The organism is Vibrio sp. 11-4(1) (assembly GCF_013048625.1).
Lineage (GTDB): Bacteria > Pseudomonadota > Gammaproteobacteria > Enterobacterales > Vibrionaceae > Vibrio > Vibrio diabolicus.
On record NZ_VHSY01000001.1, the window covers coordinates 136,827 to 155,367 of the forward strand.

Sequence of the window (18,541 nt, forward strand, 5' to 3'; positions counted from 1 at the left end):
CTGATGACTTTAATATTCAGCCGAATCAATTATAAGGTATGACGTACCCATGAAAACAATCAAAACCTCTATCGCTCTCCTTGTTGGCGCCGCTCTATTATCTGGATGTAATGACGACACTGAATACGTCAATGTTCAGCCTAAAGAAGTAAAAGTAGCGACTTACAACCTCTCTTTTGACCGTGCAACTTTTGAAGCTTTAGTGAGTGAAATGCAAATTGAACCAGCGCAGCAAACTGTATTGGTTACTGCCTATTTAGACGGTTCTATCGCCGCTGAAGACAAAACCACTGCGGAAAAAGTCATTCAAATTCGAAACGTTGCTGCGATTATTCAGAAGAATCGCCCTGACGTTCTTATGATGGCGGAATACAACAACGACGGAACAGGCGAAAACAAAGCTGCCCTTGAAGGCTTCCAGAAGAACTACCTGTCTGTCGCGCAAAGCATCAATGGTGCAGGCGGTGAAGCGAATCTTGAACCTATCGAATATCCTTACGCGGAGTCTTACTCTACCAACACAGGTTTGCTAAGCGAGTTTGACCTCGACAACAATGGAACAGCAAGTCAAATGCCGGGCGATGCATGGGGCTTTGGCATGTACCACGGTCAATACGCCTTTGCCCTAATGTCTAAATACAAGATTGATACGGCAAATACGCGCACGTTCCAAGCGTTTAAATGGAAAGATATGGAAGGTGCGAAGATTCCAACCATTACTATCTGTGACGGCTCACAAAAGATTCCAGATGGCATGAAGTGTGGTGATGAGTGGTACTCTGCAGAAGAATGGGATCAAGTACGCCTATCTTCTAAAAACCACGTAGATGCACCAATTATCATTCCGACTCGCAATGGCGAGGAAGTTGTGCATCTACTGATGTCGCACCCTACTCCACCAGTATTCGATCCAGGTAAAAACAAAGCGCAAAACGCAGCCGAAGTAGAGTTCTGGCATCACTACATTCAAGGTAAAGACTATTTCTACGACGATGCAGGTAAGAAAGGCGGCTTAGCGAGCGGGGCTAAATTCGTAATGATGGGCGATCAAAACCTTGATCCCGTGGCCGGTGACGGTATTAGCTCTGTAATGCAAGAACTGCATAATGATCCATTGGTTAACCAAACCGTGATGAATGGCGATCTTTACCCGACAAGCTTTGGTGCAGCCGAACACGCTGTTGACCGCAGCTCAGCTCACCCATATCCGAATCGCATCACTTCGACGTTTGGCTTAGGTGTAGATTATTCCTTGCCTTCTGCAAACCTAAATGTGGTGGACTCTGGCGTATACTGGTCAGCTTCTTATGAAGAAGGTCGTAAGCTATTTAACGATGCGCGTATTGGTAAGTATGGTGATGGCAAAGATGTGTCTTCCGACCATCGCATGATCTGGATTAAAGCACAGTTCTAAACTGTGCCATTTAAATAAAAAAAAAGCCAACCACAAGGATTCGTGATTGGCTGTATATATTTGTGAACAAAGTAGTTCACTAACAACGTCAGTTGGCTAGGTGACCCTCGGCTTAGAAAGGGTCACTCATACTAAAGCATGAGACGTGCCAACTTTGTAGCGCACAAAACAGGTTGTTATTTAACCACTTTCATTAAAACTTCACCAATAGCCACTGTTTGCTCACGCAATGAATTGCAATTTGCAAATTATAATTGGCATTTCGCAATAGACCCTACCATTAACTTTTGTTCTATGGCGTCCTAGCCAAATCACGTGCGAGGATTAATGCGAGTCCGAATACTTGCAAGAAGAGCCCGATATTCTTGTACCAAGCGATCTTTTCATCTTGCTTTGCCATTACCTCATTGAGCTCTACATTCTCAATGTAATAGTCATCAATGCGATCTCTATACGAAGCTTGTGCGTGGTTTATCTTTGACATTAGCTGAGGGAGTTTATCTATTTGTATTTCATCCGATTCGTGATGAGTCCAAGAGGATAAGTGCCCTTCCAATATCTGTTCTATCTCCGAAGGTATCGCTGCGCTCTGACCTATGTGCAAGTGAAGCAGCAACGCCTCTCTTTTTCTTTCTAGAGTTTCAACGCTATTCCACGCGAGTTGGATGGAATACAAGTTTTCCGCCTTTTGCTCTGCGAGTTGCGAATACTGTTTGCCAAGCCTATCAAGGACCAAGCTAGTAAGAACGATCGCGCCAATATTCAGTACTAACCCAATCAGAACGAGTACCCATGGCGGCGGGATATAGCTACGAAGACTTACCATAACTTATCGTACGGAAGATAAATCATATTCAACACAACCAGCGAAAGTATCACTAGGAATGTCACCTGCATGCCCCTAACACGCCTTTTTAAGTCCTCTTTCAATATACCTCGAGCATGGATAATTCGACCGATCACGAAAATAATGCCTGTGAGATGTATCCAGGTTGGGTAAGCACTATTGGATTCTAATAGTGCCATTAGAATCAGAGTAATGGGGATATATTCTGTCGCGTTACTCTGTGCACTACGAGCGATTTGGAGAGCCTCCACTCCTCCGTCAGCATAAGCAATCTGATTTAAGCGACGCTGCTTAATCACTTGAACGGCCAACCAAATAATCAGTATTGCAAGAATGCTAGCGTATAGAGCTGTGATCATATGTCGTCCTTTTTAATCCGGTTTTCATTATATAGCGTGTTACTTGGCTATAAATATAGCGGTATCCTAATGATAATGCGTCAGTTAACCTCAAATTATGCTTTGACTCGAATATAAGAAAACGAGTAAGAGAATACCTTATGGAACTAAAAACGCCCTCGAATAGAGGGCGTGAGAGTGAAATCGTGAATATTCAAGAATGGTGCACTATAAAGGATGATTGGCCAGCTTTTTACGCTTATGCCCTTTGACAATACTTTCAAAGATTGTAAATAACAGCCCCACCCAAATAAAGGCAAAGGTCACTGCTTTAACTTCGTCAAACAGTTCACCGAAAAACATGACAGCCAAAACAAACTGCAAGCTTGGTTCAATGTATTGCATTAAACCAACTGTCGATAAGTTTGTTATACGTATCGCTATAGAATAAAAAATCAGTGGTAAAAGCGTGATCGGTGCGCTGCCAAAGTACAAAAGCAATGTTGTGATATCTACGCCTGAAGCCAGCTCACCCACTGTCCATTGTTTGTAAAACAAATACGCCACGGCAACAGGAGTCAATAGCAGGGCCTCAACAAACAAGGTGGTGCTCCAGTCATATTTTATCTTCTTCTTGTACAACCCATACAAAGCAAAGAACAACCCATACAAAGCAAAGAACAACCCCATCGTTAGTGCGATAACAGGCAACTGGCCATAATGAATCACTTGATACATCACGCCAATTGTTGCTAGCACAATTGCGATGAGTTTACCTTTTGAAAGCTTATCTCCAAGAATAAACACGCCTAGTGCCACTGACACTAACGGTCCAATAAAAAAGCCTAAGCTTGCATCAATGACTCGATGGTGAGTCAAGGCCCAAGTGAACGCACTCCATGAAATACACATCAAACTGCTCGCGACAAACGTATACCACAAAGATTTTTTGTCACACCAGATTTCTTTCCAATTCGGTCCTCGACGGGTTATACCAAGCACAATTAAAAAACCTACAGGAACTGAGCCGATGATTCGCCATGCCAGCAACTCATCCATTGAAGCATTCGGTAAATAACGATAATAAATGGGTAGCAGCCCCCAAATTACAAAGGAGAATGCTGCCATAAAAGTGCCATAACGAGTGTTATTCATAAAACTATCGCTCATCTAAACGAATAAGTCAGCGCAAACAAATGGCGCTATGCATAATAAAAGGAGATCGATATCCCTGTGAGTTTAAGATGCTGAGGGCATTACTGGTTCAACGCTTGTACTACTGCTGTAAACCCACTCACAAAACACAACATAAGTGCTCCAAACCGAATTTTTTCTTTTGGTAACGATTGGGTGGTTTTCATCGCGAGCCAATACCCAAGCGCTGCCGCAGGTAATAGCGGAATAGTAATCACCAAATGGTGTAATGTGAAGAAACCAGCAGGAATTTGAACAACGAGCGAAATGATGGAACTGAAAACAAAAAATGCCGATAGGTTACCACGTAACTGATTCGCTTCTTGATGTTGCAACAACAGCGCCATCGGTGGGCCTCCAATCGCCGAACTGGTACCAAACAATCCAGAAAAGAATCCTGCTAATGTCATACGCGCTGGTGTGGGTTCAACCCGAAACGGTAAAACACTCACCACAACCGCGAATAACACCAAAAAACCAATCCAAAGTGTAAGAGCTTGAGTCGAGACAAAAAACAGTAGCAAGCCGCCAGCGACCGATCCGGGCACACGCCCAATCAATGCCATTTTTAAACCGCCGATTTCAACACTACTGCGGTGCTTCATCGCATTCATCAACGAAATAAATAACGCGACTAAACAGATTGGTGCAGGCACATACTCCGGCGCCCAAAGAATCAGTAAAGGTGCGGCAACAATTGCCAAGCCAAAGCCTATTGCGGTTTGTACATAAGAGCCAAGAAATATTAGCCCTATCGCAAGCAAGTTTATCGAATCGAATTCCATTTAGATTATTCTTATATTTGAAAGCCAAACACGAAAGCAAAGCACATTCGCACAATGAATGCGTCGAGTGTGTTGTGATATTAATCTCGCGTAGCATTCATCAAAGTGAACAAAAAGACAATCCATTTGTGCGGTTTGCCGTCACTTCTTTTCGTCTTTCATTCAGCCGATGTACGCGTATGCTTATATCTAGGCGAATTCATGCTCGACTGTTCATGCAGCATTTCTTCCACGGAATTAATGACTGCTCAAAAACGGCCGCATTAGATCTTTGAACCCTCCTCCCGCTCTATATAGGCGTAATCGATTCTCACTACGTCGGTATAGCACTTTATGACTCATCGCTTTATACTATTGATCATTTTGTCATTACCGTACTTATTTACACAACAACAAGTGTACGGTCAGTGTTACTTTTTCTACCTTTAACTTGCTGTGAAAATAATATGAGAAAACAAACTGGATTTACTCTAATAGAGTTAGTCGTAGTTATTGTCGTGCTTGGCATTCTTGCTGTCACTGCCGCACCACGCTTTTTAAACCTTCAAAGTGATGCGCGTGAAGCGCGTTTAGAAGGCATGAAGGGCGCGATTGCATCAGCGCTCGGTGTCGGTTATGGGAAAATGGCGATTGCAGGGTTGGAGAGCAAATCTTACGTTTCAAACTTCGTAGACAGTGCTTTAATGGCCGATTTACCATTTGACGGTTGTAATATTGGTGGTTCAAAACGCTGTGTTTTCTTATATGGGTATCCTGATTCTGATAGCGAGTCGATGAAATTGCTTGTGCAAGGGCTGAACGAAGAAGGCTCAGATTGGAAAACATTTCATCACCCAGCGGGTTCAACAACACGAGAAATGGTCATTGCAGCAGTAGACGAAAAAAGAGCAAGCCTGACACAATGCGGGATTTTATATGGACCACCGCAGGCTCCAAACGAAAGTTACACCTTAAAAATTCTTCCATGCCCACAATAAGATAAGGCTGCCCATCGGCAGCCTTATTTTTAATCTTATCGGGTTTGTTTACGCAAAGTTAAATACGTATTTATCCATCATATTCACCATACGGCCAATCTCTGGCTTGGTAATCGTATCATTTGCGCCAAGAGACAGTGCTTTCGCTCGGTTATCCTCACTCATCAATGATGAGAACATAATGATCGGCATTTCATGAAACGCTTCAGTATCGCGTAGTCTCTTCACTAAGTGCATACCATCCATTCGAGGCATTTCTACGTCTGTAACCACCGCATCTAACAGCTCTTTAACTGGCAAGTTTTCTTCTTTCGCGACCTCGATTAAGCTCATTAATTTCTCATGAGCCTCACCACCGTCTTTACAAGTGATCACATTGTAACCTGAAGAAGCTAATGTATCTTGAATCAAAGAGCGAATAAATGCTGAGTCATCCACCACCATGATCGTTTTAGCATTACGCTTACCCACCATTCTCTGGTTTAGATCTACCGACTTATCCCCTTTCACATCGTATTTTTCCATACTCAGCTCTGGGTTAATATCCGCGATGATTTTTTCAAAGTCGAGAATCATGATCAGGTTGCCTTCTTTGCGAACAACGGCCACTACACAATCTTGTTCGCCCGCTTCCAAAAACTGACTTGGTGATTCCACATCATTCCAAGAGATACGATGAATACGTGAAATACTATCAATCAGAAAGCCATTGGTCATTTTGTTGAAATCAGTAACGATAACAAACTTACGCTCTAGGTCCTGGCGTGTTGGTACACCTAACCAACCAGCTAAATCTACTAAAGGCGTCAATACATCTCTGGACGAAAACACCCCGATCATGTGAGGTTGTGCGTTTGGATAATCGGTTGTCTCTGGTACGCGAATCACTTCTCGTACTTTCGCAACGTTGATGCCGTAATAACAAGTTTTTGTGCTGCCATCCGGCAATGTTTTTTCTAAATGAAACTCGATGATTTCAAGCTCATTGGTACCACTTTCTGTCAAAATGGTGCTGGTTACGTTACTCATAAAGCCAATTATCCAACCAAAATACGCATCAGAAAAAGTTTGATGCAAACGCCATGAGAAGCCATTCTCAGGCTAAAAATCCAAGCATCCTTTTTAGTCGTTACAACAAAGTTTGTAAACCACCAAAAGGACGGCCAACGCACATTTCCATATCAAACTGTGAAAAAATGTCTCATTTTTGAACAGGATAACATGAGTTAACTTAGTGCGAGCTTACCTTCCCACTTTTAGCGGCCATTTCGATAAAAAGTTTAGGGTTAATATTGATGTTTTTCGTTGGCCTATCACTATTCCCACACATATGAAATCCCTCGTGTATTGGCGTATTCGACAGTATCTTATTCAATTGTGCTCAGTGAATTTCAATTATAGAAAATGTCATTTTCCTTTCCATCAGCAAGGTTTTTCCTACAATCCCTCTTAATACAATCATATTGCGTTGGGCGGTATGACAGTTCGGATAGTAGTGAGGCTCCATTTGAATAATGTTCTTATCATTGATGACCAACCACTTTACAGCGAAGCACTGACTTCTCTTGTTGAGAGCGTAATCAACACAGCCGAAGTCATTCAGTCAAAAGACAGCGCAGAAGTAATGGACTTAGTTCGAAATACAAAAATTGATTTTATTATTCTAGACGTTGTCCTTGGTGATCGAGATGGTATGCGTTTGGCGAAGAATATTTTAGCAACGGGCTATCAAGGTAAATTACTTTTCATTTCTTCACGCGACTATTCCAGCCTTTCTAAAGCGGCTTACGAGATGGGAGCTCATGGTTTCTTGAATAAAAACGAGACAAAAGAAGCGATTGCTGACGCGATTGTGAGCGTCTCACGTGGGTACTCTATGTTTAAGTCTACTCACGCTCCTTCTACTGGTGATGTCACGCTATCCAATCGCGAAGCCATGGTGTTCCACTACTTAGCTCAGGGCTATTCAAATAAACGTGTCTCAGAACAACTATCGCTCAGCGCTAAAACCATCAGCACTTACAAAACTCGTATTTTGAAAAAATACCATGCAAATTCATTGATTGAATTACTGCATACGATCCCAAGCGCTGAAAACATTCAATGCGATCGTTAGTTCTTCATATATTTTGCAATGGCATCGGTTAATATCTGGTGCATTGCATCGTGACGATGGCTTTGCTTCATCTGAAGTACAACCTTTGGCCAGCCGTTGGGGTAATAAGATTCAGGAATACGAATAAAACGGTATCCTTCGATTGGCGCCTGATACTCCAGAAAAACCGTCGCCGCCTTTTTTTGTTTGAGCAGCTTTAGCACACTGCTCACGTTATCTAGCGCTGCAATTCGATTGATCACCATACCGTGATTCTCCATTGCTCGTTTTGCAAGCTGCTCTTTCTCTTTCCAACCGATAATTTCAAGCATAATAAATGGTAGTTTGGCAGCCTCTTCAAGAGTGGTGATCCCAAGCTCTTCCGGAACAACAACCACAGCAGGCGCGTAGCCAATAAATTTCTGATGGATAGATTTTGGCAATTCATCATTGAAGTAATGAAGCTGGGCATCCACTTTGCCTAAAAGGATTTCGTCCACCGTATATTCAGTAATGGTTGCGACAGTAATATGAGCTTTAGGAAACAGCGTCATTAAATCCATCGCCAACAAGTGTCCAAATGAGTACTGAGCCGTTTGGGGTAAACAGACCGTTATATCCTTACTGTATTTTTCTGGTTTGAATTCTGATCGAACTAAGCATGTTTCTAAGTTATCTAATGCATCTGCAATTTTGGGTAGCTGACGCATCAGAAAGTTGGTGGGTTCTAAATGATGTGGGTGACGAATGAATAGTTCATCACCAAGTTGGATGCGTAAGCGAGCAAGATATTTACTGATCGACGCCTCACTCTTGCCCAAGGCTTTCGCTACGGGTTTAAGCTGACGATGCTTTTCTAACAGAACCAGTATTTTTAATAGGTTTAGATCAAGGTCTTTGTTCACGATACAGTACCAGTTGGGTCTTATGATAATCAGCAATCAAAGGAGCATTATGCATTGCTCGACTAATATAAAAGACCAAGGGTACTGCTTGGTCAAATTTATCAAACAGTTATGTCATGGTTATGTATTGTTGTCCTCAAACACGCTGTTTTTTCATTTCATATAACTCTTCATCTGCTCTCACGATCACCTCTTGCAGCGTTTCATCCTCTCCGCGCACAGCAACACCTGTACTAACGCTGATCTCTATATCTAATGTATTTAAACGATTGTGTTTAACAACGCTACGGAGCTTTTTCGCTAACATGGAAGCTTTGCTCATGCTGCATCCGGGCAAAATGACAATAAACTCATCACCACCAGTCCTGACTAAGTAGTCACTGTTCCGAAAAACCTTTCTCATTGAGTCTGCAATAATAACAATGACTTCATCGCCAACATGGTGTCCGTAACGATCATTAATCTTCTTGATACGATTTCCGTCAATCGCAATGATAGAGTATGGTTCAACCTCCATTCGATGTTTAAACCGCTCTTCTTTAAATACTCGCCGATTTAATAATCCGGTCAAGTCATCTTGCGTTACATCACTCAGAGCATTTTCTAATTGAATTTTGCTCTGTTTAGATTCATTGGCTTTTCGATAATAAGCGAACGCTACGACAGAATAGATGACAAGAATAAAGCTGTAGTCCACCACTATTTTACTAAACGGATATTGGTAAATAACAAGATTATTATTGTCGGCAACATAGGATTGAGTGTAAGCAAAATGAGCCAAGGGGTAGCTCGGAAAGTAAATAATTATCTGCTTATTTCCGTTACTAACCTCTACGTCAACGGCTTTGCCTTCATTATAAAGCGATGATAAATACAGTTGTTCCGAAAATTCGCCGACAAGCTTCCCTCTATAGTAGACGGGACTCATGATACTTAATGCCATCTCATCTGAATACGTGGTTTTGAAGGGCTTAGAGATAAGAACTCGGTCGGAGAGCTGCTCTTTCCACGCGGCAAGAATACAAGCGTAATTCACTCTGCACCATTCTATATCAAACGTCTCTTTAGAGCCCTCTAGATCTGGGATTGGTCGTTCTAAGATGAGTTTGTCACTAGTGTAAGACCGAAAGTACAATATGGCGTCTTCTCTATCGTAGACATTGGACAAATGAGCTTCTGCTTGGTGTAGGGCTTTACGAGCAACAGTTTCTACATAATCTAGGTTTTTATACGGCCTTAAAGCATAAATTGCATCTTGAAAACTGAAGTCAGTCAGTACTTCTATTTGTTCGATGCTGAAGTTTTCATACTGCGCTAATTGAGCTTCGGTCAACAAGCCTAGCAGAATAACCTTCTGCTTTGTTTTTGCTAAATTGTTAGCGTACGTATTAAATTGCTTCTCCTCATAAGAGATGAGAACAGCACCAATCATGGTCACCGATACAATAAATAACAACATCGCAACCGCAAAAGAAGAACCAAAACTTCTTACATTCATAACACTTTATGTTCCTACTACTTTTGCAAGTTCAATAACATTATTCACATTAAACTTGTCTAGAAATCGACGTTTGTTGGTACTCTCGGTTTTATCACTGATAGCCACACAGATAAGCATCTGATCATCAAAGATCAAACAGTTCAATTTTTTCATATCTTTACTTCAAAATAGTGATTACCTCTAACGGCATGGGCTTATAAATGTAAAAGCCTTGGCAGATGTCTATTCCACATTCGCGCATGGTTTTATAGGTTACTTCGTCTTCGATACCTTATGCAACAATACGAATATTGAGGCTTTTCGCTAAAGCACAAATAGCGATGACAATGCTTTTCTTTTTCAGGTCTTCACTCGCTCCGTATACAAAAACGCGGTCAAGTTTGATCTCGTTAAAAGGTAACTTTGCCAACTTTTCAAATGTAGATGAGCCCGTACCAAAATCATCAATTGATACCGTGACACCTTTCATTCTGAGTTTGATGAGGTTTTTGTAGATAGACGTGCTAGCTTGGAAAGCTTCCCGCTCTGTAATCTCAATGGTGATTTGTGACGGGTCGACACCACTTTCCGAGCATTGTTGAATAAAACGATGCGAGAAGTCAGGGTCGTTCAAGTTTTCGTGGTCGACATTAATCGAGACCTTTTGGGTTAATCCCCTATTGTTGATGTCATAGATTGTATTAATCAGCACTGATTGAAAAAGTTCAGAAGACAAATGGCATCGTTTTACGATCGGAAGAAAGTGGTTTGGTAACAACACGCCATAAATAGGATGCACCCAACGCGCTAACGCTTCATAACCTAAAAGCTCACCACTGTGTGCGTCTACCAAAGGTTGGTAATAATTCTTCACTCGCCCTTCACCCAAAGCAAATAAAAACTCTTGGTCTTGCAGTACGATAGGTTGAGCAAACGCTGTTTTTCGCGTTCTTTCATCTTTTATTTGGTTGAGGAGTTTAACCACTTGCATTTCGTCGTACGGCTTAGGCAGTTCTCCTAATATCTCAAAACTAAACCCTTCGCACATTTCTCGTACTGCCGAGATGATGCTCTGCTCCAACAAACTGACTAGCACGACTTGCCCGTGATACTGAATTTGGTCGAATACTTCCAAGATGTCGATACCGCCTTTTCCCGGCATCTGGAGATCGCAAAAGATCACATCAAAATATTGCTCTTGTGCACATTGACTAGCAGTGTCCACACAATTGAATGTACTGACTGAAGCGCCACTATGACCCAATATTTGGGTAAGTATCTTGGTTTGTAGAGGATGACCATCAATCACCATCACATTAAGCTGTGTATTCATTTATCTCTATCCAATAGTCTATATTTTCGATCTCCTGCTCGATTGGTTAAATTAATCCTGCCACTCGCTGATCAAAATCGACCAGCATTACTCAGCCTCAATGTAAAACTCAGTCTGCTTGTCTGTTCTCAATAACTGTCACTATCAATGAGTTAAAAAAGAAACTACTGGCAAAAATGTGGCAACGGACAACGCTGTAATACGACTTATCGTACTGAGCATAAAGCCTTACTCGGACTGGGCAGTCAGATTAATTTGTGTCGGCTAAAAGTCAAATTTCGACTAATAGCGAAATGAAATATAAATTGCTGATATAAAGATAAAAATTTGAAATAAGTCAGAAAAAACCGACAAAACAATCCACCTTTGACTACACAATATTTGCGCTTAATATCTCACCAAAGTGAATACTTGTTGTAAGTCCGTTGGCGAGCATACTCAACAAATGTTTGCTTGCTCGTTTGTAAACCGTGGCTTTTTGTCTACATCTTGAATGCTTCGCCTTCATTCCGTGATAAACTAGCTCATTAACACGAAAGAAACGCTCAACTTTGCGGTACAGAGCCACAAAAGTAAGTACGGTTTTAACACACTCTGTCTAAAACTATGCTGCTCGAAGCTCAAATTACTACTCGTACGCCCGTTGGAGCAGTAAGAAAATTAAGGTATTAAATTCAAATGGTTAATAACTCAATCCAGTGGTTTCCTGGCCACATGCACAAAGCACGTAAAGAGATCGAAGAAGCAATCCCACAAGTGGATGTGATCATCGAAGTACTGGATGCTCGTATTCCTTTCAGTAGTGAAAACCCTTTGATTTCTCAAATCCGTGGTGACAAGCCGGTCGTTAAAGTCTTGAATAAGCGTGATTTGGCCGATCCTGAGTTAACTCAATTATGGATTGAGCACTTGGAGCAAGAGCAACACGTAAAAGCAATGGCGATCACGACGTCAGAACCGCAAGAAGTGCATCGAATCATGGAGCTTTGCCGTAAACTTGCCCCACACCGTGAAGAGATCGGTAAAAACATTCGTACCATGATCATGGGCATCCCAAACGTTGGGAAATCGACAATCATCAATACTCTAGCTGGTCGAACGATCGCGGTGACAGGTAACCAGCCAGCGGTAACACGTCGTCAACAGCGCATCAACCTGCAAAATGGCATCGTTTTATCCGATACACCAGGGATTCTGTGGCCAAAAGTGGAAAACCCACACAGTGGCTTCCGTTTAGCTGCTACTGGCGCTGTAAAAGATACTGCAATGGAATACGACGAGGTTGCGTTTTACACCATTGAGTACCTAGCAGCCCACTATGCAGACAAGCTTAAAGAGCGTTACCAAATCGAAGAGCTTCCTGAATCAGATATCGAGATCATGGAAGAAATTGGTCGTCGCCGTGGTGCACTACGCGCAGGTGGACGTGTGGACTTGCACAAAGTATCAGAGATTTTGTTGCACGAACTTCGCCAAGGGACACTAGGCCAAATTACACTAGAGCGCCCAGAAATGATCACTCAAGAGCTGATTGAAGTCGAGATTGAAACCGCTCGTAAAGAAGAAGAAAAAGCGAAGCGTAAAGAAGAGCGCCGCAAGCGCTATCTACGTAATAAGCGATAAACTGATATTATCTTTTTCCAATCATATTTTAAGGCGCGATTTTCGCGCCTTTTTTGTTATCTAATGCGCCCATTTTTTCACTTTTCAAACTTTATATTCCTCATACAAAATCCAGATATGAAGCACGAAAAAAACACCGCAAAATCGCCGTATAAACTTTAAGCACAAACTAGTTTAGACCCCGGGCCCCTATAGAGTTACAGCCACCATCCAACCCTCAAATGTCGAGTTTGCAAGGGTCTGCAAACTTATGCAACCTGGTTAGTGACACTCTCCCCAAAATCCGCAATATGAATAAGTGTCAGCGCTGGCGTTTTTCCATATGAAGAAGAGATTTATTATGAGTGAAACTATACAAAGCAAACCACTTCCTTCCTTTATTGAGGAACGCCTAGATTTTCATATTCAAGATCTAATTGAACCGAACGAGAACAAAAAACACCTTGTTCTTGGTAAACGTCCACCATGTAATGCTATTGTTATGCAAAGCAATGATTACCTTGCACTGTCTCATAACAAGGAGATTCAAAACGCGCATCGTGATGCGATTTCTCAACACGATGACAACGTCGTGATGTCCGCGATTTTCTTGCAAGATGATGAGTCGAAACCTGCATTTGAAACTCAACTAGCCAGTTTTGTCGGCATGCCTAGCTGTCTGCTTTCTCAATCGGGATGGGCTGCGAATGTCGGTTTATTACAAACTATTTGTGCACCGAACATACCTGTGTATATCGACTTCTTTGCGCATATGTCTTTATGGGAAGGTGCACGTATCGCAGGAGCACAAATTCATCCGTTCATGCATAACAACACCAACCACTTGCGAAAACAGATTTCACGCCATGGTTCGGGGATTATTGTTGTGGATTCGGTTTACAGTACTATCGGAACCATTGCTCCTCTACGTGATATCTACGAAATAGCACAGGAGTTTGACTGCGGCTTAGTTGTGGATGAATCGCACTCGTTAGGTACGCACGGTCCGCAAGGCGCTGGGCTACTGCAAGAGCTGGATTTGACTCATATGGTGGATTTTGTAACCGTAAGTCTTGCAAAGACATTTGCTTATCGTGCTGGCGCAATTTTAGGGGCAGAAAAGCTGGCGAAGACGCTTCCATTTGTCGCGTATCCTGCCATTTTCAGTTCTACCGTGTTACCGCAAGAGATCATTCGGTTAGAAAAAACACTGGACGTCATAAAAAAAGCCGATGACAAACGGGAAATTTTGTTTAAAAGAGCGAGGTCTCTAGCCATTGGTTTAAAACGTATTGGGTTTACTATTCGCAGTGAGTCGCAAATTATCGCGCTAGAATGTGGCAACGAAAGAAACACTGAGCGAGTTCGCGACTTTCTAGAAGAAAGGAATGTCTTTGGTGCAGTTTTCTGTCGCCCTGCAACAGGAAGAAACAAGAACATCATTCGTTTTTCTGTCAATGCGGACATGACTGCCGCCGAAGTCGATCACGTTCTTTCCGCCTGCCAACAAGCGTTTGTTCATCCTGATCTAGATTTTGTATAAGCTAGAGTGTAGGTAAAAATAAAGAGCTCAGCAGTTTTGCTGAGCTCTTTATTCGGATTCGCATTATGAGCAACTCGTCTCAAGATAACACAGTTGCGAGTGATTAAATCCAGTTTGCGATTTTGTCGAATAAGCGATTTTTATCCGCTGGTTTTACGATAAAGTCAGACATGCCAGAAGAGCCTATTTTGTCCAGCGTAACAGGTGAGCTATCCCCAGTATGCGCAATAATAGGTACCGACGCATAGTTTTTATCCGAGCTTCGAATTCGCCTTGAAGCTTCTACACCATCCATGATGGGCATCTCGATATCCATAAGAATGAGGTCAACGTTCTCTTGCTCTAATGTATCCAGTGCTTGCTGCCCGTCTTCTTTCTGAATCACTTCAAAGCCCTGCTTTTCGAGTAACATCGCGGTAAATTTTCGCAAAGATTCGTTATCATCCACGACCATAATTGTCCGTTTATTTGACGTATCCAAAGCCACTGAGGCCGTTGGTGTCGACACATAGCTTGAATCATACAAGAGACGGTCAATGGTTGGCTTAGTATTCAATAACCAGGCTTGAGTCTCGACCCAAATAGGCTCATATGCCGCTTTGCGTGCTCTCTGTGTCGGGTGATGCTCAAAAAGATAAACGATACGAGCTTCCGTGAAAGACAGAAGAGATTCTAATCTATCTAATTGGTTTGCTCTTGCATCCAAGCTCTCAAGATCGATAAAAATCAGGTCGAATTCGAACTCATACTCTTTCTTTTTGAGCACTTGATTAACATCTAAGATCGTTGATTCAAAACCCATAAAACGGCTAATGTCCGTCACTTTCGACACAAGAATATCTTGATTAGTCACCGTTAGGATGGTTTTGAGTTTGGTCAAATCGTTTTTAATTTCAGTCACGATATCAGATGTGATCGGCGGGAAAGTTAACGTGAACTGAGACCACTCACCTAGCTGAGACTGGCATTCAATGTTACCTCCAAAAGAACGCATCACTTTTTTACAAAATGGCAAACCCAAACCATAGCTGCCTGACTTACCTGTTGTGTAAAAGTCCTGAAATATATTACGTAGGACATCAGGAGCAATACCGGCACCATTATCGGTTACAACGATTTGGTTTGAGAGCTCCGTACTCGTCATGGACACATGTATGTGGAAGTCTTCAGATGTGCGGTGATGGAAGGCGTTCTTGAAAAGGTTATACATAACGTATTTAAGTAAGGTATCGCTACCAAGAAAATCAAACTCACTTCTCGCATCTAGGGATATAGCAAAGCGATCCGTCGCACGCTTATAACTAAAGCTTTCAATCGCTTTTTCAACCACAGAGTGAGCAGAATGCTTTTGAAAACTGGATCGCGAGACACGGTTTTCGTCTATCGATGTCAGAAGTAAATCTATCGTCTCGTTGCCCGACTGGATGATGTTCATCGCATCCTCACTAACTTCGCGCAGCAGGGTGACATCCTCTCCGCTCATCAGATATTGGTCTTTCTCGGCTTCTTTTTTATTGGGTAAGACTGATTGGATAACATCGATTGACGTGCAAAGGCCACTTAAAGGGTTACGCATTTCATGCGCAATTCCGGCCCCGAATGACTTGGCCAACGACACTTTCGCTTCGTGCTCTACTTGGTTCCGAAAGTAGAATAAATTGCCAAATACATAAATAAAGAGAAAGATTGGCACATGCGTCCAGTCCATTGTTAAATCGAGATGAAACCCTTTCGCCACCCAAGCAAAGAACGTCGCTAAACCTATTCCGGCAAAAGTTTGAGCGAACATAACTCTTGTGACATGAACCAATAGAATGTGCAAGAAAATCGCGGACATAAAGGACATGACCCAAACATTGGACCAGTCATTCATCAGTAACATATAGAAAAAGAAAAACGGTAAGCAGATCGTTATCGTCACTTGGTAGTAAATATGGATATATTTTCGCCACGTTGACGACAGGCGATTTCTAAAAATGATGCCAAAGAACAATAGTGAACAAAACAATCTGAGCGGCAAGTTTTCATAAGCCTGTGGGAAAACAAAATCCCAAACAAAGTAGTACAGCGGAAAGCCAAGAAACCCCATCCAACCAACGAGAGTCAGGTTGGGTTCTGCATATTGATAAACCTTACGTATCGAGTCCATATTATCTATTTTGCCTACTCCGCCTGACGTCCCAATAGTGTGATTTGCATTCATTCTTATCGTTTTATTATTAAGTAATTATATATTACTTAACGCTTATAAGCAGCGCGAAATGGCGCAAATATTTCGCGACGCTTGTCTTTAATTTCAATCTTTTAAGATAGCGACACTTGATTTACAACCAAATAAATGAAGTTGCATATAGTTTAGTGTAATTTTGCGATAATCGCGCTGTATCCTAAGGGATGTTAATCTCATATACGTTCGAGACATTTAAACAGCGCCTTTGGCTCGAACTTCCAAAGATTTAACGACAGCGCTCACAGTGGATGTAACGCGGTGATGAACAATTGGCTTGGGGTGTGTTATGGAACCTTTACAAATAAAAAACGTAATTTTTGATGTGGGAAATGTATTAGTACGCTGGTCTCCGGTAGAGATTGTTCGCTTAACATTTGGTCACTCAGTAGAAGCGGAAAAAATGGCTCAGTTGCTGTTTTCATCACAAATCTGGAAAGACTTAAACAAAGGAATCATTTCCGAAAAGGAAGCCAAACTGTGCTATCAACGTGAGCACAAAGTGACAGCGGAAGAAATGGACCGCTTTTTTTACTACGTCAAACATACACAAATATTACTTTACGGCAGTGTCGAACTGCTAAAAAAAATAAAAAGTGCAGGATATCGCGTTTATGCGCTCACAGACAACGTCAACGAAATTGTCGAGCATCTTCGTGCTACCTATGAATTCTGGCCGCTGTTTGACGGTGCAATCATCTCTTCTGAAGTGCAGTTACTAAAGCCACAAGCTGAGATCTACCAAGCCCTACTTTCAACATATCAGCTTCAGGCTAAGGAAACGGTATTTCTTGATGATATGCCATACAACGTCGAAGGGGCCCGAGCGGTAGGCATGGCTGCCATTCAATTTGAAAATGCTCAGCAATGCGAGTCAGAGCTAAAAGCCATGGGGCTTTGCTTTTGAGTCGCCCACTGAAACACAATACTTTAGGTACAGGCACAAAAAAGAGCAGCGTTGATGCTGCTCTTATTGTTAAGCTAAAACGTCAGACTAGGAGTAAATAACGTTTTCTTCTATCCCACTGACTAATGACTGAGCATTCTTCCAACGGAATACCTTCTCCAATACTTCTGTACCACCTGGCGCACGCCAAGTTCGCTCTTGACATTCTTGACCTCCAATATGGCGGTAGAATTCAATTGCAGAAATGTTTTGCGATACGACTTCTAGATAAAGACCAGTGTCTTTAAAGTACTGTTGCTGCCATTCTGCGACAGCAAGTAATAGCTGCTTGCCAATACCACGACCACGGTAGCTGTCATCAACATGCAGTGCGTCAATAAAGGTTCCACGCTCGAAGTCATGGTTGCCAAACACACAAACGAAGCCGAGCAACAAACCACCCTCTTCCGCCAAGACAATGTGCTGGTTGAATGGTGGGTTGGTCAGACGGGTTTGCCAGATCAGTAGTTTGTCGTCAATCGCCTCTTTATCAAGATAGTTATCACTAAGAATGCCACGGTAATGACGCTTCCAACTATCCGCATGAAGATGCGCAATGCGCTCGTAGTCCTTATATTCCGCTAATCGTAAATCCATTACGTATTCCTATTTTCTTACATTTTTTGCTTCTTTATAGAGTCTCGGCATATTCCACCTTTATAACACTTGTTTCTTGGCAGATTTTATACACCTTAAGCCAGAGCTCATTTTTTAATACTACTCATTATTCAATTAAAAGCAAAATATCCCATCAAGTTCCTTAATGTACATCCAAAGGAACAGTCACATTTGTCTAACTTTAATTTGACTTACACGTGTACGCTGATATTCTGGCGAACAGTTGTTAGCTCAAAG

The 18,541-nt window shown here is 42.1% G+C and carries 16 protein-coding genes and 1 pseudogene; 6 read left to right on the top strand and 11 right to left on the bottom strand.

Features of this window, described 5'->3' with window-relative positions:
- Positions 1 to 49: 49 nt before the first annotated feature.
- On the top strand, positions 50 to 1,414 hold the full coding sequence (locus FKN16_RS00600) for an endonuclease/exonuclease/phosphatase family protein (RefSeq protein WP_170901743.1): 1,365 nt from the start codon (positions 50 to 52) through the stop codon (positions 1,412 to 1,414).
- 292 nt (positions 1,415 to 1,706) lie between these two features.
- Here the strand turns inward: FKN16_RS00600 and FKN16_RS00605 are convergent, their stop codons facing one another.
- From FKN16_RS00605 to FKN16_RS00620, 4 genes are all read right to left on the bottom strand, one after another.
- Complete coding sequence (locus FKN16_RS00605) at positions 1,707 to 2,240, bottom strand: DNA mismatch repair protein (RefSeq protein WP_170901744.1); 534 nt, start codon at positions 2,238 to 2,240, stop codon at positions 1,707 to 1,709.
- A complete protein-coding gene (locus tag FKN16_RS00610; RefSeq protein WP_170901745.1) occupies positions 2,234 to 2,620 on the bottom strand; it encodes an MAPEG family protein in 387 nt (128 codons plus the stop codon). Before FKN16_RS00610 ends, FKN16_RS00605 begins: the two co-directional genes overlap by 7 nt.
- Before the next feature lie 207 nt (positions 2,621 to 2,827).
- On the bottom strand, positions 2,828 to 3,754 hold the full coding sequence (rarD, locus tag FKN16_RS00615; RefSeq protein ID WP_170901746.1) for an EamA family transporter RarD: 927 nt from the start codon (positions 3,752 to 3,754) through the stop codon (positions 2,828 to 2,830).
- Between the two features lie 101 nt (positions 3,755 to 3,855).
- The gene (locus FKN16_RS00620; RefSeq protein ID WP_005395248.1) at positions 3,856 to 4,578 is read right to left on the bottom strand and encodes a sulfite exporter TauE/SafE family protein; all 723 of its coding nucleotides are present in this window, start codon (positions 4,576 to 4,578) and stop codon (positions 3,856 to 3,858) included.
- 446 nt (positions 4,579 to 5,024) lie between these two features.
- Here FKN16_RS00620 and FKN16_RS00625 point away from each other — a divergent pair, with 446 nt between their 5' ends.
- Complete coding sequence (locus tag FKN16_RS00625) at positions 5,025 to 5,555, top strand: prepilin-type N-terminal cleavage/methylation domain-containing protein (protein WP_046876029.1); 531 nt, start codon at positions 5,025 to 5,027, stop codon at positions 5,553 to 5,555.
- Positions 5,556 to 5,603: 48 nt separating this feature from the next.
- On the opposite strand, the gene FKN16_RS00630 is transcribed toward FKN16_RS00625, so the two are convergent.
- A complete protein-coding gene (locus FKN16_RS00630) occupies positions 5,604 to 6,584 on the bottom strand; it encodes a chemotaxis protein (RefSeq protein ID WP_025998672.1) in 981 nt (326 codons plus the stop codon).
- Positions 6,585 to 7,062: 478 nt separating this feature from the next.
- Between FKN16_RS00630 and FKN16_RS00635 the strand changes: the two genes are divergently transcribed.
- A complete protein-coding gene (locus FKN16_RS00635; RefSeq protein ID WP_168187758.1) occupies positions 7,063 to 7,671 on the top strand; it encodes a response regulator transcription factor in 609 nt (202 codons plus the stop codon).
- On the opposite strand, the gene FKN16_RS00640 is transcribed toward FKN16_RS00635, so the two are convergent.
- From FKN16_RS00640 to FKN16_RS00655, 4 genes and pseudogenes are all read right to left on the bottom strand, one after another.
- A complete protein-coding gene (locus FKN16_RS00640) occupies positions 7,668 to 8,555 on the bottom strand; it encodes a LysR family transcriptional regulator (RefSeq protein WP_046876026.1) in 888 nt (295 codons plus the stop codon). The two genes, FKN16_RS00635 and FKN16_RS00640, sit on opposite strands and share 4 nt — an antisense overlap.
- Before the next feature lie 136 nt (positions 8,556 to 8,691).
- The gene (locus tag FKN16_RS00645) at positions 8,692 to 10,053 is read right to left on the bottom strand and encodes a GGDEF domain-containing protein (RefSeq protein ID WP_170901747.1); all 1,362 of its coding nucleotides are present in this window, start codon (positions 10,051 to 10,053) and stop codon (positions 8,692 to 8,694) included.
- A gap of 6 nt (positions 10,054 to 10,059) precedes the next feature.
- Positions 10,060 to 10,209, bottom strand: coding sequence for a hypothetical protein (locus FKN16_RS00650; RefSeq protein ID WP_170901748.1), 150 nt, complete (start codon positions 10,207 to 10,209; stop codon positions 10,060 to 10,062).
- 4 nt (positions 10,210 to 10,213) lie between these two features.
- Positions 10,214 to 11,368 (bottom strand): annotated as a pseudogene (locus FKN16_RS00655) (EAL domain-containing response regulator).
- 678 nt (positions 11,369 to 12,046) lie between these two features.
- Here FKN16_RS00655 and ylqF point away from each other — a divergent pair.
- Together ylqF and cqsA are read left to right on the top strand one after the other, a co-directional pair.
- Complete coding sequence (gene ylqF / locus FKN16_RS00660; protein WP_005376521.1) at positions 12,047 to 12,991, top strand: ribosome biogenesis GTPase YlqF; 945 nt, start codon at positions 12,047 to 12,049, stop codon at positions 12,989 to 12,991.
- Between the two features lie 340 nt (positions 12,992 to 13,331).
- The gene (cqsA, locus tag FKN16_RS00665; protein ID WP_170901749.1) at positions 13,332 to 14,513 is read left to right on the top strand and encodes an alpha-hydroxyketone-type quorum-sensing autoinducer synthase; all 1,182 of its coding nucleotides are present in this window, start codon (positions 13,332 to 13,334) and stop codon (positions 14,511 to 14,513) included.
- 103 nt (positions 14,514 to 14,616) lie between these two features.
- Here the strand turns inward: cqsA and FKN16_RS00670 are convergent, their stop codons facing one another.
- A complete protein-coding gene (locus FKN16_RS00670) occupies positions 14,617 to 16,662 on the bottom strand; it encodes a hybrid sensor histidine kinase/response regulator (protein ID WP_104972490.1) in 2,046 nt (681 codons plus the stop codon).
- Positions 16,663 to 17,029: 367 nt separating this feature from the next.
- Between FKN16_RS00670 and FKN16_RS00675 the strand changes: the two genes are divergently transcribed.
- Entirely contained in the window at positions 17,030 to 17,647 is a 618-nt protein-coding gene (locus tag FKN16_RS00675) for an HAD family phosphatase (protein WP_114323677.1), read from the top strand.
- Positions 17,648 to 17,734: 87 nt separating this feature from the next.
- On the opposite strand, the gene FKN16_RS00680 is transcribed toward FKN16_RS00675, so the two are convergent.
- Entirely contained in the window at positions 17,735 to 18,283 is a 549-nt protein-coding gene (locus tag FKN16_RS00680; RefSeq protein ID WP_005398196.1) for a GNAT family N-acetyltransferase, read from the bottom strand.
- Between the last annotated feature and the right edge of the window lie 258 nt (positions 18,284 to 18,541).

What these genes read in the sequence shown, in the direction of transcription:
- FKN16_RS00645 (WP_170901747.1), bottom strand. Translation starts at nt 10,053, where the DNA reads ATGAATGTAAGAAGTTTTGGTTCTTCTTTTGCGGTTGCGATGTTGTTA.
- FKN16_RS00600 (WP_170901743.1), top strand. Translation starts at nt 50, where the DNA reads ATGAAAACAATCAAAACCTCTATCGCTCTCCTTGTTGGCGCCGCTCTA.
- FKN16_RS00605 (WP_170901744.1), bottom strand. Translation starts at nt 2,240, where the DNA reads ATGGTAAGTCTTCGTAGCTATATCCCGCCGCCATGGGTACTCGTTCTG.
- FKN16_RS00620 (WP_005395248.1), bottom strand. Translation starts at nt 4,578, where the DNA reads ATGGAATTCGATTCGATAAACTTGCTTGCGATAGGGCTAATATTTCTT.
- FKN16_RS00630 (WP_025998672.1), bottom strand. Translation starts at nt 6,584, where the DNA reads ATGAGTAACGTAACCAGCACCATTTTGACAGAAAGTGGTACCAATGAG.
- FKN16_RS00670 (WP_104972490.1), bottom strand. Translation starts at nt 16,662, where the DNA reads ATGGACTCGATACGTAAGGTTTATCAATATGCAGAACCCAACCTGACT.
- rarD (WP_170901746.1), bottom strand. Translation starts at nt 3,754, where the DNA reads ATGAATAACACTCGTTATGGCACTTTTATGGCAGCATTCTCCTTTGTA.
- FKN16_RS00610 (WP_170901745.1), bottom strand. Translation starts at nt 2,620, where the DNA reads ATGATCACAGCTCTATACGCTAGCATTCTTGCAATACTGATTATTTGG.
- FKN16_RS00650 (WP_170901748.1), bottom strand. Translation starts at nt 10,209, where the DNA reads ATGAAAAAATTGAACTGTTTGATCTTTGATGATCAGATGCTTATCTGT.
- FKN16_RS00675 (WP_114323677.1), top strand. Translation starts at nt 17,030, where the DNA reads ATGGAACCTTTACAAATAAAAAACGTAATTTTTGATGTGGGAAATGTA.
- FKN16_RS00680 (WP_005398196.1), bottom strand. Translation starts at nt 18,283, where the DNA reads ATGGATTTACGATTAGCGGAATATAAGGACTACGAGCGCATTGCGCAT.
- ylqF (WP_005376521.1), top strand. Translation starts at nt 12,047, where the DNA reads ATGGTTAATAACTCAATCCAGTGGTTTCCTGGCCACATGCACAAAGCA.
- FKN16_RS00625 (WP_046876029.1), top strand. Translation starts at nt 5,025, where the DNA reads ATGAGAAAACAAACTGGATTTACTCTAATAGAGTTAGTCGTAGTTATT.
- cqsA (WP_170901749.1), top strand. Translation starts at nt 13,332, where the DNA reads ATGAGTGAAACTATACAAAGCAAACCACTTCCTTCCTTTATTGAGGAA.